Here is a 14,238-nt window from a genome sequence, read left to right as displayed (position 1 = left end):
GGTTTCGATTGACGCGTATCAGCTGTGCAGCGTTTCGGCCGCGTACAACGTGTTTTCCAACAGGCAGGCGCGGGTCATCGGGCCTACGCCGCCGGGTACCGGCGTGATCCAGCCAGCGCGGGGCAGGGCGGTCTCGTAGACCACGTCACCCACCAGCTTGCCGTCTTCCTGGCGATTGATGCCAACGTCGATGACGATGGCGCCTTCCTTGATCCACTCACCCTTGACCAGGCCAGGTTTGCCAGCGGCCACCACCACCAGGTCAGCACGGCCGACATGGCCGGCCAGGTCCTTGGTGAAACGATGGGTCACGGTCACGGTGCAGCCGGCCAGCAGCAGTTCCATGGCCATTGGACGGCCAACGATGTTGGATGCACCCACCACCACCGCATCAAGGCCATACAGGTCCACGCCAGTGCTTTCCAGCAATGTCATGATGCCTTTGGGGGTGCAGGGACGGAGCAGTGGGATACGCTGGGCCAGGCGACCGACGTTATAAGGATGGAAACCGTCGACATCTTTGTCCGGGCGGATACGCTCCAGCAGCTTGGAGGCGTCGAGGTGTTCAGGCAGCGGCAGTTGGAGCAGAACGCCGTCGATGTTCGGGTCGTCGTTCAGGCGATCGATCAGATCGGCCAATGCTTGCTGGGTGGTTTCGGAAGGCAGGTCGTAGGCCTGGGAAAGGAAGCCGACCTCTTCACAGTCTTTACGCTTGTGCGAGACATAAACCTGAGAGGCAGGATCGCTGCCGACCAGGATCACCGCAAGGCCGGGCGTACGCAGGCCTTGCTGGCGGCGCTCGGTGACTCGTTGGGCGATCTGCTGGCGCAGGCTGGCGGCGATCGATTTGCCGTCGATAAGTTGTGCAGTCATTGCGCGTGGTTAACCATCGAGAGGGGAAAAAAAGAGAACGCATTCTCGCATGCCGGGGCGCGAGGGCAAAGGCGCTTGGTCTGCAAATTCCCCTAACCCCTTTAATTAAATGAATTTTTTTTAAAAAAGAGTTGACGACCTATCAGGCCGTCTATAACATTCGTCGCACTTGTCGGGCACAGCCTAGCACTGGTTAAGAAGGTTGAGCGGAGTTGGTTGTTTCAACTCGGTAAAACTGAAAGCACTTAGTTTGTAATCGTCCAAGAATACAGATTAAAAAGGCGCCCGTAGCTCAGCTGGATAGAGCATCCGCCTTCTAAGCGGATGGTCGCAGGTTCGAGTCCTGCCGGGTGCGCCAATTAGGCAGCTTTGGCACAAGTAAGGCAGCAAAGGCAATATGGTGGGCGTAGCTCAGTTGGTAGAGCACGGGATTGTGACTCCCGTTGTCGTGGGTTCGATCCCCATCGTCCACCCCATATTCTAGAAAGGCGCCAGATTTAACGGTCTGGCGCCTTTGCTTTAAAAGCTTGATACGCGGATGTGGTGGAATTGGTAGACACACTGGATTTAGGTTCCAGCGCCGCAAGGTGTGAGAGTTCGAGTCTCTCCGTCCGCACCATACAAGTCGCTATTTAAATAGCAGAAAACGGCGCAGTACCTGAAAAGGGCTGCGCCGTTTTTGTTTTCGATGGTTCTGTGTTTGGCGTCGTTACGGTTTCTTGGGGTTGTGCGCAGCGGCCGATTCGTCGCGAATATGTTTCGTGATGATGCACGGTATGTCCGTCGGTCTCCTTGTGAGGCCCGGGAGCTGCACGATCGGGCAAGCTGCTTCTATATATAGAAGCGTTGGCGCAGAGCCCTGGACTGAATCGACTGTATTTGCAATCCGGGTGGGGCATGAGCGTTTGCCTCGTCCTAAATCCGGCGCCTGTTTCCAGCGTGTTTTCAGTAGGGTGACTTCTTGAGTTTGACCTACTAGAATGCATGCCCTTGATTCTGGGGTCGGAAACGCCCGGCCAACGTCTGTGCAACGAGGAATATCCATGCAAGTTTCTGTTGAAAATACTTCTGCTCTTGAGCGCCGCATGAGCATCACCGTGCCGGCTGAGCGCATCGAGACTCAGGTCAACAAGCGTCTGCAGCAGACTGCCCAAAAGGCCAAAATCCCAGGTTTCCGCCCAGGCAAAGTGCCAATGAGCGTGATCCGTCAGCGTTACGAAGCTGATGCGCGTCAGGAAGCCGTGGGTGATGTGATCCAGTCTTCGTTCTACGAAGCGGTCGTCGAGCAGAAGCTGAACCCGGCCGGTGCTCCGTCCGTCGAGCCGAAAGTGCTGGAAAAAGGCAAGGACCTGGAGTTCGTCGCCACGTTCGAAGTGTTCCCTGAGTTCACGGTTGCCGGTTTCGAATCCATCGCTGTCGAGCGTCTGAGCGCTGACGTGTCGGATGCCGACCTGGACAAGATGCTGGACATCCTGCGCAAGCAGAACACTCGTTTCGAAGTGACTGAGCGTGCTGCCCAGAACGAAGACCAACTGAACATCGATTTCGTCGGCAAGGTCGACGGTGAAGTGTTCGCCGGTGGTTCCGCCAAGGCTACCCAACTGGTGCTGGGCTCCGGTCGCATGATCCCTGGCTTCGAAGATGGCCTGGTTGGCGCCAAGGCCGGCGAAGAGCGTGTTCTGAAGGTGACCTTCCCTGAGGATTACCAGAACCTGGACCTGGCTGGCAAAGCCGCCGAGTTCACCGTGACCGTCAACAGCGTTTCCGAGCCGAAACTGCCTGAGCTGAACGAAGAGTTCTTCGCCCAATTCGGCATCAAGGAAGCCGGTCTGGAAGGTTTCCGCGCCGAAGTTCGCAAGAACATGGAGCGTGAGCTGCGCCAGGCCATCAAGTCCAAGGTCAAGAACCAGGTCATGGACGGTCTGCTGGCTTCCAACCCGATCGAAGTGCCGAAGGCCCTGCTGGACAACGAAGTGAACCGCCTGCGCGTCCAGGCTGTTCAGCAGTTCGGCGGCAACATCAAGCCGGACCAACTGCCTGCCGAGCTGTTCGAAGAGCAAGCCAAGCGCCGCGTCGTGCTGGGCCTGATCGTCGCCGAAGTGGTCAAGCAGTTCGAACTCAAGCCTGACGAAGCCCGTGTTCGCGAGCTGATCCAGGAAATGGCTTCGGCCTATCAAGAGCCTGAGCAAGTCGTGTCCTGGTACTACAAGAACGACCAGCAACTGAACGAAGTCCGTTCGGTTGTGCTGGAAGAACAAGTTGTGGATACTGTTCTGCAGAAAGCTAGCGTGACCGATAAAGCGGTCTCTTACGAAGAAGCGGTCAAGCCGGTGGAAGCTCCACAAGCCGATTGATGGTTCTGCGGTAAGAAATAAACACCCATAAGCCAGCCTTCGCGCTGGCTTATGCGTATTCAAGACATAACTATTTGGGAGTGACTGCGAGACATGTCCCGCAATTCTTTTTATCAGCAGAGCTCTGACATCCAGGCCGCAGGCGGCCTGGTCCCGATGGTTATCGAGCAGTCCGCCCGCGGCGAACGTGCCTATGACATCTACTCGCGTCTGCTCAAGGAACGCGTCATCTTCCTGATCGGCCCCGTTGAAGACTACATGGCCAACCTGGTCGCGGCGCAGCTGTTGTTCCTTGAAGCGGAAAACCCGGACAAGGATATCCATCTGTACATCAACTCACCTGGCGGTTCGGTGACTGCGGGCATGTCGATCTACGACACCATGCAGTTCATCAAGCCTGACGTTTCCACCATCTGCATCGGTCAGGCCTGCAGCATGGGCGCCTTCCTGCTCGCCGGCGGCGCAGCGGGCAAGCGTCACTGCCTGCCTAACTCGCGGATGATGATTCACCAGCCATTGGGTGGCTTCCAAGGCCAGGCGTCGGATATCGACATCCATGCCAAGGAAATCCTCCACATTCGTTCGCGCCTTAATTCGTTGCTGGCCCATCATACTGGCCAAAGCCTCGAAACCATTGAGCGCGACACCGAGCGTGACAACTTCATGAGCGCCGAGCGTGCAGCCGAATACGGCCTGATCGACTCGGTGATCAACAAGCGTCAAATGCCTGCCTAAGCCGCTCAAAATGCAGGTGGTTGGGATGACCGGCCGCCTGCGGGCTTGAAAAAGCCCGCAATTGCCTTCATCTTGTGTTGCAAGCCTATCGGATTTGGATCGATCGAATGACTGACACCCGCAACGGCGAGGACAACGGCAAACTGCTTTATTGCTCCTTCTGTGGCAAAAGCCAGCATGAAGTACGCAAATTGATTGCCGGCCCCTCGGTCTTCATTTGCGACGAGTGCGTCGACCTGTGCAATGACATCATCCGCGAGGAGGTGCAGGAAGCCCAGGCCGAGAGCAGCGCGCATAAATTGCCTTCGCCTAAAGAAATCAGCGGCATCCTTGATCAGTATGTGATTGGTCAGGAACGTGCGAAAAAGGTACTGGCCGTAGCGGTATACAACCACTACAAGCGCCTGAACCAGCGTGACAAAAAGAATGACGAGGTCGAACTCGGCAAGAGCAACATCCTGCTGATCGGCCCGACAGGCTCGGGTAAGACCCTGCTTGCCGAAACCCTGGCTCGCTTGCTGAACGTTCCGTTCACCATCGCCGACGCAACCACCCTCACCGAGGCTGGTTATGTAGGTGAAGACGTCGAGAACATCATTCAGAAGTTGTTGCAGAAGTGCGACTACGATGTGGAAAAGGCCCAGATGGGCATTGTCTACATTGACGAAATCGACAAGATTTCCCGCAAGTCCGACAACCCGTCCATCACCCGGGATGTTTCCGGTGAGGGCGTGCAGCAGGCCCTGCTCAAGTTGATCGAAGGTACGGTCGCTTCCGTTCCGCCCCAGGGCGGTCGCAAGCATCCACAGCAGGAATTCCTGCAAGTCGACACCCGTAACATCCTGTTCATCTGCGGTGGTGCGTTCTCCGGCCTGGAAAAGGTTATTCAAAACCGTTCCACCCGTGGTGGCATCGGCTTCAATGCCGAAGTGCGTAGCAAGGAAGAGGGCAAGAAAGTCGGTGAATCCCTGCGTGAAGTCGAGCCTGACGATTTGGTCAAGTTTGGTCTGATCCCGGAATTCGTCGGTCGTCTGCCGGTCCTGGCAACGCTGGACGAGTTGGATGAAGCCGCGTTGATGCAGATCCTGACCGAGCCGAAAAACGCCCTGACCAAGCAGTATGCCAAGTTGTTCGAAATGGAAGGTGTAGACCTGGAGTTCCGTTCCGACGCGCTGAAATCGGTCGCCAAACGTGCCCTGGAACGTAAGACCGGTGCCCGTGGACTGCGTTCGATTCTCGAAGGTGTATTGCTCGACACGATGTATGAGATCCCCTCGCAGTCCGAGGTGAGTAAAGTCGTGATCGATGAAAGCGTTATAGAAGGCAAGTCCAAGCCACTGTATATCTATGAAAGCAGTGAGCCAACTGCCAAGGCCGCGCCGGACGCTTGAGCGTCCCGCTGCCGGAACAAAGAAGGGGCCTTCGGGCCCCTTTGCTTTTAGCGCGTTTTAGACGTGTCTAGTGCTTGTTTTTTTTCAAGGCTGCCCCCATCTTGGTTTCAAGCTTACTTCCATCTGTTTCCGGCCTTAGGGCCGCCGTAGAGGCGAAATCATGAAGACAACCATCGAATTGCCTCTCCTGCCATTGCGCGATGTCGTGGTGTATCCGCACATGGTTATCCCGCTGTTCGTGGGGCGCGAGAAGTCCATCGAAGCCCTCGAGGCTGCGATGACGGGTGACAAGCAGATTCTCTTGCTGGCTCAGAGGAACCCTGCTGACGATGATCCTGGCGAGGACGCACTTTATCGCGTAGGTACGATTGCAACGGTTCTGCAACTGCTCAAGCTGCCTGACGGCACCGTCAAGGTCCTGGTCGAAGGCGAGCAGCGCGGTGCTGTGGAGCGTTTCAGCGAAGTGGACGGCCATTGCCGGGCCGAAGTGTCGCTGATCGAAGAAGTCGACGCGCCCGAGCGCGAATCAGAGGTGTTTGTCCGCAGCCTGCTGTCTCAGTTCGAACAATACGTGCAACTGGGCAAGAAGGTGCCTGCAGAGGTCCTGTCGTCGCTTAACAGCATCGATGAGCCGGGCCGGCTGGTCGATACGATGGCGGCCCACATGGCTCTCAAGATCGAGCAGAAACAGGAAATCCTCGAAATCATCGATTTGTCCGCCCGTGTCGAGCACGTGTTGGCATTGCTCGACGGCGAAATCGATCTGCTGCAGGTCGAGAAACGCATTCGCGGTCGCGTCAAGAAGCAGATGGAGCGCAGCCAGCGCGAGTACTACCTGAATGAGCAGATGAAGGCCATTCAGAAGGAACTCGGCGACGGCGACGAAGGCCACAACGAAATCGAAGAGCTGAAAAAGCGTATCGATGCCGCTGGTCTGCCCAAGGATGCACTGGCCAAGGCCCAGGCCGAGCTGAACAAGCTCAAGCAAATGTCGCCGATGTCTGCCGAGGCCACCGTGGTGCGCTCCTACATCGACTGGCTGGTCCAGGTGCCGTGGAAAGCCCAGAGCAAGGTACGCCTGGACCTGGCGCGCGCCGAAGACATCCTCGACGCCGACCATTACGGGTTGGAAGAGGTCAAGGAGCGCATCCTCGAATACCTCGCCGTGCAGAAGCGCGTGAAAAAGATTCGTGGCCCGGTCTTGTGCCTGGTCGGTCCTCCCGGGGTCGGCAAAACCTCCCTGGCGGAGTCGATTGCCCACGCCACCAACCGCAAATTCGTACGCATGGCCCTTGGCGGCGTGCGCGACGAGGCGGAGATTCGTGGTCATCGCCGTACCTACATCGGTTCGATGCCAGGAAGATTGATTCAAAAGATGACAAAGGTTGGCGTGCGCAATCCGCTGTTCCTTTTGGACGAAATCGACAAGATGGGTAGCGACATGCGCGGCGATCCCGCCTCGGCGTTGCTCGAAGTCCTCGATCCTGAGCAGAATCACAATTTCAACGATCACTACCTGGAGGTCGACTACGACCTGTCGGACGTGATGTTCCTCTGCACCTCCAACTCCATGAACATTCCGCCAGCATTGCTGGATCGGATGGAGGTGATTCGTCTGCCGGGCTACACCGAGGACGAGAAGATCAACATTGCCGTGAAGTACCTTTCGCCCAAGCAGATCCAGGCCAACGGCCTGAAAAAAGGCGAGTTGGAATTCGACGAGGAAGCGATTCGCGACATCATCCGTTACTACACCCGCGAAGCCGGTGTGCGTGGTCTGGAACGGCAGATTGCCAAGGTCTGCCGCAAGGCGGTCAAGGAACACGCGCTGGAAAAACGCTTTGCGGTCAAGGTCACTTCGGACCTGCTGGAGCACTTCCTGGGCGTGCGCAAGTTCCGCTATGGCCTCGCCGAGCAGCAGGACCAGATCGGCCAGGTGACTGGCCTGGCGTGGACTCAGGTCGGGGGTGAGTTGTTGACCATCGAAGCGGCCGTGGTGCCGGGCAAGGGGCAACTGATCAAGACCGGTTCCCTGGGCGACGTGATGGTCGAGTCGATCACCGCTGCGCTGACCGTGGTTCGCAGCCGTGCCCGGAGCCTGGGCATCCCCCTGGACTTCCATGAGAAGCGTGACACGCATATTCACATGCCTGAAGGGGCTACGCCCAAGGACGGCCCTAGCGCCGGTGTAGGCATGTGCACGGCCTTGGTCTCGGCGTTGACCGGTATTCCGGTGCGCGCCGATGTCGCGATGACAGGTGAAATCACGCTGCGCGGCCAAGTCCTGGCGATCGGCGGCCTGAAGGAAAAACTGCTGGCGGCACACCGTGGCGGGATCAAGATCGTGATCATTCCTGAAGAGAATGTCCGCGACCTGAAGGAAATTCCTGACAACATCAAGCAAGATCTTCAGATCAAACCAGTTAAATGGATTGACGAGGTCCTGCAAATTGCGCTGCAATACGCGCCGGAGCCCTTGCCGGATGTGGCTCCGGAGATTGTCGCGAAGGAAGAAAAGCGGGAGTCTGACTCTAAGGAAAGAATTAGCACGCATTAATACGCATTTGCCTGGGGGGCTTCCTTGACAGTTTTTTAGAGCCCTTGTTATAAAGCGGCTCTTAAGTGTCTGCAGGCCATTCAGCACTCGTTTTTGCTTTCACCAAAAAAACTTAGAATCATCTCAAATAGATATAAGGGGACTTAGAGTGAACAAGTCGGAACTGATTGATGCTATCGCTGCATCCGCTGATATCCCGAAAGCTGCTGCTGGCCGTGCGCTGGACGCTGTAATCGAATCCGTCACTGGCGCTCTGAAGGCTGGCGACTCCGTTGTTCTGGTTGGTTTCGGCACCTTCTCCGTTACCGATCGTCCTGCCCGTATCGGTCGCAACCCGCAGACCGGTAAGACGCTGGAAATCGCTGCTGCCAAAAAGCCAGGCTTCAAAGCTGGTAAAGCACTGAAAGAAGCCGTTAACTAAGGTTTCATTGAGTTTATCCGGGTCGGGGTCATGCCTGGCTTGGCAGCGGAGCGGTAACACGGCCGGTTGCAACCGGTCTGGCACACCAGGGCTTGCAGGTTAGGGCCCGGTCCGCTCCGCCAGTTACGAGAAGGCGCATCCTCGGATGCGCCTTTCTTCTATCCGGATTCTACCCACGCTCCACGGTTGCCTAAATTTGAAGTTCAACCGTTTCTGGGGGACGCATGCTGCAGAATATCAGGGACAATTCACAAGGCTGGATTGCCAAGACCATCATCGGGGTCATCGTCGCATTGATGGCGTTGACCGGTTTCGATGCCATTTTCAAAGCCACCACCAACAGCAACGAAGCGGCCAAGGTCAACGGCGAAAACATCAGCCAGAACGAGCTGAGCCAGGCGGTCGACATGCAACGCCGTCAGCTCATGCAACAGCTGGGCAAGGATTTCGACGCCTCCCTGCTGGACGAAAAAATGCTGCGCGATTCGGCGCTCAAGGGCCTGATCGATCGCAAGCTGTTGCTGCAAGGCGCACACGATGCCAAATTCGCTTTCTCCGAAGCTGCGCTCGATCAAGTGATCCTGCAAACGCCTGAGTTCCAGGTCGATGGCAAATTCAGCGCCGAGCGTTTCGATCAGGTGATCCGCCAGCTGGGTTACAGCCGTATGCAGTTCCGCCAGATGCTGGCTCAGGAAATGCTGATCGGTCAGTTGCGCGCAGGTCTGGCAGGCAGCGGTTTCGTCACTGATGCCCAAGTGCTGGCATTTGCCCGTCTGGAAAAACAGACCCGTGATTTCGCTACCTTGAACATCAAGGCCGATCCTTCATCGGTGAAACTGACCGATGACGAGGTCAAGGCTTACTACGATAAACACGCCAAGGAATTCATGACGCCTGACCAGGTGGTCATCGATTACATCGAGCTGAAGAAAGCCTCTTTCTTCGATCAGGTCAGCGTCAAGGACGAAGACCTGCAAGCGGCCTATCAGAAGGAAATCGCCAACCTGTCCGAACAGCGTCGGGCTGCGCACATCCTGATTGAAGTGAACGACAAGGTGACCGAAGCCCAGGCCAAGGCGAAGATCGAAGAGATCCAGGCGCGCCTGGCCAAAGGCGAGTCGTTTGAAGCATTGGCGAAGGAGTTTTCCCAGGATCCAGGTTCGGCCAACAACGGCGGCGATCTCGGCTATGCCGGTCGAGGCGTCTACGATCCGGAATTCGAAAAAGCCTTGTACGCCTTGAACAAGGACCAGGTCTCGGCACCGGTACGCACCGATTTCGGCCTGCACCTGATCAAGCTGCTGGGGGTCGAAGCGCCTGAAGTGCCTACGTTTGCCAGCCTCAAGGACAAGCTGACCCGTGAGCTGAAAACCCAGCAGGTGGAGCAGCGTTTTGTCGAGGCGACCAAACAACTGGAGGATGCCTCGTTCGAAGCGTCCGACCTGGCGCAACCAGCCCAGGACCTGAAGCTGACCGTCCACACGTCGGCCCCGTTCGGTCGCGAAGGCGGAGAAGGGATTGCGGCCAATCGTGCCGTGGTCACCGCTGCGTTCAGCCCGGAGGTACTGGATGAGGGTGCCAACAGCACCGCCATCGAGCTGGATCCGGAAACCGTCGTGGTGCTGCGTGCCAAGGAACACCGCAAGCCTGAGCAACTGCCACTGGAAAGCGTGGCAGGGCCGATTCGTGCTCAATTGACCAAGGAACATGCCAGCGCGGCAGCCAAGACCCGGGCCGATGAGTTGATCGCCAGCCTGCGCGACGGCAAGGCGGCACTGGACAAGCCGGTCGACGGCCAAGGCTGGAAAGCCACCCAGGCGGCGACCCGCAACCAGGAAGGCATTGACCCGGCGGTGTTGCAAGCGCTGTTCCGTATGCCCAAGCCTGAGTCCAAGGACAAGCCGACGTTCACCAGCGTGACCTTGCCTGACGGCAGCCTGGTGGTCGTGCGTTTGAACGGCGTGAACGAGGCGGCGGCACCGACCGACGAAGAGAAGGCGGAATATCGTCGTTACCTCGCGTCTCGTGTCGGCCAGCAGGACTTCGCGGCGTATCGCAAGCAGTTGGAGAGCCAGGCGGATATCAAGCGGTTCTAATTGCTGGGTGTCTGGCTAAGCATTGGCTGCAATGCTGTTCTTAAAAACGGCGCTTCTTCAGGAATGGGAAGCGCCGTTTTTTTTGACTTCGTTTTCTGGGGCATATCCGTTTTTTCGATAACGGCCCAAGTGAACAGCATTAAGCCGTAACGCCAGGTTTTTGTATCTGTTTGTTGCCTTGGAGTGGGTGTTCGTCGATCTATCGGATGGGCGTCTTTTTCCTGCAAACAACCCCCAGTAGACTTGTAACCCCCTTGAAACAAGATTAGCCACGCTGCCAGGTCGCGTTCTGTTGCACAATACGCCCCGGACCGTTTTTCTCAGGATGTTCAATGTTCAGATCATTTCACATGCGCACCGTCGGGCTTGCATTGCTGCTGGCCGCCGCAGCCGGTTGCTCGTCGAAGAAAGCCGCCATTTACGAGCACGAGAACTTCGATGACTCCGGCACGTTCTCGCGCACTTATCCAGTGAGTGACGCAGCCACCTGCGAGGCCGGGCGTCGGGCGTTGCTCAGTCAGGGCTACATCATCACCAGCAGCGATCCGAAGCTGGTCAGCGGCCACAAGAGTTTCCAGCAGACCGGTGACACCCACATGGAGATCAGCTTCAACCTGGTCTGTGCCGAAGATGGTGGGGCAGGGCACCGTGCGACCATGTTCGCCAACGCCTTGCAGGACCGCTACGCCCTGAAGAAAATCAACAACTCCGCGAGCCTGGGCGTGGGCGTGCTGGGTTCGGTATCGATGCCGATCGGCTCTTCCGATGATTCGATGGTCAAGGTCGCCAGCGAAACCGTGTCGGCGGCCAAGTTCTATGAGCGTTTCTTTGCCTTGGTAGAACTGTTCCTGCCGCCCGAAGCGAAGAAGGCTGTCGAGAACGTCGATAAACCGAAAGCTGAATTGGGTATTCCGGAAACCAAGGTCGAACCGGCCGCCTTGATGCCTGCTCCGGCCCCCGCTCCGGAGCCTGTTGCCCCCGCGCCCGCGCCAGTTGCACCGGTGGAGGAGGCCACGCCGGCCCCTGTCGAAACCGCTCCTACGGTATCGGAGCCAGTCGCACCGCCAAGCGAGCCCGCGCCGATTGCCCCCGAGTCGTTCGAATCTGCGCCGACAACGGAAACCGTGACACCGCCACCACCACCGTCCAGCTCGTTGCCGCCCCCGACCGAGCCGATCCAGCCGCTTCCAGCTTCCTGAGATGCTGTGGCAGGGAGTTACGCCCTGTCACACTTCACGCGGTAATTTCCCGCCCCTGTGCTACGTTTAATTCATGAAGCCTTTGCTTCATGTTTTGTTCATATAGCAGCTTTATGCTGATACCAGCGCCATCAGGCGTGGTCTCAATGACAGGGGAAGGACACGTAATGGATGATTATCAGGAAGAGCTGCTGGAATACCAGGCCTATGAACTGGACCCGCTGGAACCCGCCGAAGATGCGACTGAGTTGTAAGAGAGTTGCAAGCCTCAGCTAAACGCTTGAAGCTCAACTCCCTCTGTGACTCCGACGAAACTCCCCAGGCGTCTGGTCGTTCCAGCGCTTGAAGGCCCGTTGAAATGCCTCGGCTGAGGCGAATCCCAACAGATAGGCGATTTCGCCGAACGCCAGTTCGGTATCGCGTATGTAGGTCATGGCAAGGTCGCGGCGGGTGTCATTGAGGATGGCGCGAAACTGGGTGCCTTCCTCGGCCAGCTTGCGACGCAGGGTCCAGGTCGGCAGCTTCAAGCGAGCCGCCACTTCCTCCAGGTCGGGCTCCCGGCCGCCGCTGAGCAACGGCCCCAGCAGTTGAATGATGCGCTCACGCAGGCTGCGGGTGCGGGTCAGTTGTTCCAATTCCCGTTCACACAATTGAACCAGATGGTGCCAGGTACTGGGGCAATGCTGTGGATTGCGCTGGGCGAGGCTGTCGAGGCCCAGGCGCAGTTGATTCTGTTCGGCGCCAAACTGGATCGGGCAGTCACCGAGCGCGCGGTAGGCTTCCACGTACTCTGGCTCCTCGAATTCGATTTCGACGCGTTCGGGCCGCAGCGCGATGCCGCTGACGCTGGATAGCTGCGCCAGCCAGCCGGCAATGATCGAATCCACGACGAAGCGGTTATAGGCGTTGTACGGGCTGATGGAGTAGAACCGTAGCCAAGCGCCGCGGGCATCCTCATGGAAACTCGATTGGCCGCGATAGTTGGAGCCATACAGCGGTTCGAAGCGGATCATGCAGCGGGCCGCCTCGCGCACGGTCGGTGCCTGGGCCGCGGTAACGCCCGCCAGACCGGCCTGGCTCAGGCGGCCGAGCTGACCCATGCGCAGGCCCAGGGCTGGATCCTGGGTTTGTTGGATCGCTGCGTGGCCCAGGCGCATGTAGCGTGGAATCGACAATCGAGCTCCAGGCTCGGCCAGGCGCGCGGCATCGAGACCGTATTGTTCGAGCAAGGGCTGCGGGTCTTGCCCATGGCTGGCAACTGCGTCTGCCAGGCTATGGACGAAGCCCACTGACAAGTCCCCCAGGCGCATCGGCTGCGGTTTCATGTTCACAACCACAGGTTCAGCAGGCGGGCGCCACGGGCTTCGCCATCGGGAAAATGCTGGCCGTTGTGGCTGATGAAGCTCTGGCCGGCGCTGCCGCTGTCCCAGAACTGGCCACGCAGGAACACGCTGACGCCGCCCCGGGCCTGGCTGATGGGCAATTGGCCGGTCAGTGTCAGGCGATGCCAGGCTTGCCCCTCGCTCACTTCACCTGGCTTGAGGCTCACTTCGCTCGGCGTCGACAGGCCTTTGTAACCGCCCCAGGGTTTGTCCCATGTATCGCGACCGATGATGAAGGCTGGCACCGCGATCAGTTGCGCGCCCTGGTCGTTGAGTTGCCGGTAGTGGAGCGGGTACCAACTGTCGCTGCCGATCAGCACGCCCAGGCGCCCGGCGGGGGTATCGATGACTTGCGGGGCGGTCGGATGGTCTCCCTCAAGCACGTCTCGCTGTTCAAACACGGGATGACGTTGGCGTTGGGGCTGGCCGATCGGCCGGCCATCGCTGCCGAATACCAGGCTGCTGTTGTACAACGCGCCGTGGCCGATCTTCAGTTCACCCTCGCTGACGCTGGGCTCGGGAAGCACGATGGAACCGGCCACCAGGGTGATACCGAACTCCTTGGCCAGCCCACCGAACAGCGCTTGATAGTCGTGGGCCATGCGTTCGGCTTTCATGCGCAGGTAGGCATCGTCCAGTCGGTTATCGCCTTGAGCGCTGACCAGCGCCTGGATAAACGCCAGTGGATTGCTGATCGCCAGCCAGTTCATGGCTTCTTTCAGGGTGCTGGCCTGGTACAACTCGTCTTTTTCGCCGCCGACCATCAACCAGGTGCCGATGTGCTCGGGCAGGACCACCACGGTCTTGGCATTGAGAAAGCCCTGGTCGCGAGCCGTTTGCAGGTAGGCCGCCAGTTTGCGATGCAGGCGCTCGGGGCTTTGGTAGTCGGTGGGGAACAATTCGGGCTGGATGCCCAGCAGGTTGCCGCGATTGGCGGGCGTACCCTGGTCGACCGCCAGGTTGATCCGCAGGTCTGACAGGTAATGACCCGTCGGACGATCCGTCGTCCATAGCGCGTAGGTGATCAGGGCGGCGATCGAGGCCAGTGTGAACAGCAGGTACAGAAATTTGCGCATGGGGGAACAGTCAGCGGCCGTGTGCAGGTTCGTGATTTTCATCAGGAGCTACGGGGCAGGGTACGGTAAAACAAGGGATTAGCGAAGGGCAGGCGCTGATTTGTACTCACGGCAAGCAAGTGCAAAGGCGTCCATGGAGCCATTGGACGCCATC

General features: G+C 58.2%; 10 protein-coding genes and 3 tRNA genes. 10 read left to right on the top strand and 3 right to left on the bottom strand.

The window, feature by feature from the left end; all coding sequences use genetic code 11:
* Positions 1–18: 18 nt before the first annotated feature.
* Positions 19–873 carry a bifunctional methylenetetrahydrofolate dehydrogenase/methenyltetrahydrofolate cyclohydrolase FolD gene (gene folD, locus AC30D9_RS27495; RefSeq protein WP_003199858.1) on the bottom strand — a complete coding sequence of 285 codons (855 nt, stop codon included), beginning with the start codon at positions 871–873 and terminating at the stop codon, positions 19–21.
* Positions 874–1,154: 281 nt separating this feature from the next.
* Between folD and AC30D9_RS27490 the strand changes: the two genes are divergently transcribed.
* The 10 genes from AC30D9_RS27490 (at position 1,155) to AC30D9_RS27445 (ending at position 11,626) form a co-directional block, all read left to right on the top strand.
* Positions 1,155–1,231 (top strand) — tRNA-Arg (locus AC30D9_RS27490).
* Between the two features lie 42 nt (positions 1,232–1,273).
* Positions 1,274–1,349, top strand: a tRNA-His gene (locus tag AC30D9_RS27485).
* Between the two features lie 58 nt (positions 1,350–1,407).
* A tRNA-Leu gene (locus AC30D9_RS27480) sits at positions 1,408–1,492 on the top strand.
* Positions 1,493–1,916: 424 nt separating this feature from the next.
* Entirely contained in the window at positions 1,917–3,227 is a 1,311-nt protein-coding gene (gene tig, locus AC30D9_RS27475; protein WP_134923606.1) for a trigger factor, read from the top strand.
* A 93-nt stretch (positions 3,228–3,320) separates the two neighbouring features.
* Positions 3,321–3,962 (top strand): ATP-dependent Clp endopeptidase proteolytic subunit ClpP, encoded by a 642-nt coding sequence (gene clpP, locus AC30D9_RS27470; protein WP_003183177.1) that lies wholly within the window; start codon positions 3,321–3,323, stop codon positions 3,960–3,962.
* A 107-nt stretch (positions 3,963–4,069) separates the two neighbouring features.
* Entirely contained in the window at positions 4,070–5,353 is a 1,284-nt protein-coding gene (clpX, locus tag AC30D9_RS27465; RefSeq protein WP_134923607.1) for an ATP-dependent Clp protease ATP-binding subunit ClpX, read from the top strand.
* A 160-nt stretch (positions 5,354–5,513) separates the two neighbouring features.
* A complete protein-coding gene (gene lon, locus AC30D9_RS27460) occupies positions 5,514–7,910 on the top strand; it encodes an endopeptidase La (RefSeq protein WP_109751641.1) in 2,397 nt (798 codons plus the stop codon).
* 148 nt (positions 7,911–8,058) lie between these two features.
* On the top strand, positions 8,059–8,331 hold the full coding sequence (locus AC30D9_RS27455) for an HU family DNA-binding protein (RefSeq protein ID WP_002552737.1): 273 nt from the start codon (positions 8,059–8,061) through the stop codon (positions 8,329–8,331).
* A gap of 224 nt (positions 8,332–8,555) precedes the next feature.
* Positions 8,556–10,427: a SurA N-terminal domain-containing protein gene (locus tag AC30D9_RS27450; protein WP_490145256.1), complete on the top strand. Its 1,872-nt coding sequence runs from the start codon at positions 8,556–8,558 to the stop codon at positions 10,425–10,427.
* A 332-nt stretch (positions 10,428–10,759) separates the two neighbouring features.
* Positions 10,760–11,626 carry a DUF2242 domain-containing protein gene (locus tag AC30D9_RS27445; RefSeq protein WP_307571297.1) on the top strand — a complete coding sequence of 289 codons (867 nt, stop codon included), beginning with the start codon at positions 10,760–10,762 and terminating at the stop codon, positions 11,624–11,626.
* 287 nt (positions 11,627–11,913) lie between these two features.
* Here AC30D9_RS27445 and AC30D9_RS27440 read toward each other — a convergent pair whose 3' ends face one another.
* Together AC30D9_RS27440 and AC30D9_RS27435 are read right to left on the bottom strand one after the other, a co-directional pair.
* Positions 11,914–12,951: an AraC family transcriptional regulator gene (locus tag AC30D9_RS27440; RefSeq protein WP_490145255.1), complete on the bottom strand. Its 1,038-nt coding sequence runs from the start codon at positions 12,949–12,951 to the stop codon at positions 11,914–11,916.
* Positions 12,952–12,953: 2 nt separating this feature from the next.
* Positions 12,954–14,084 (bottom strand): carbon-nitrogen hydrolase family protein, encoded by a 1,131-nt coding sequence (locus tag AC30D9_RS27435; RefSeq protein WP_490145254.1) that lies wholly within the window; start codon positions 14,082–14,084, stop codon positions 12,954–12,956.
* Positions 14,085–14,238: the final 154 nt, after the last annotated feature.

The sequence above is a fragment of the Pseudomonas sp. DF11 genome (assembly GCF_058148565.1).
The sequence above is the reverse complement of the archived record's forward strand: the minus strand, read 5'-3'. Positions and strand labels throughout refer to the sequence as shown.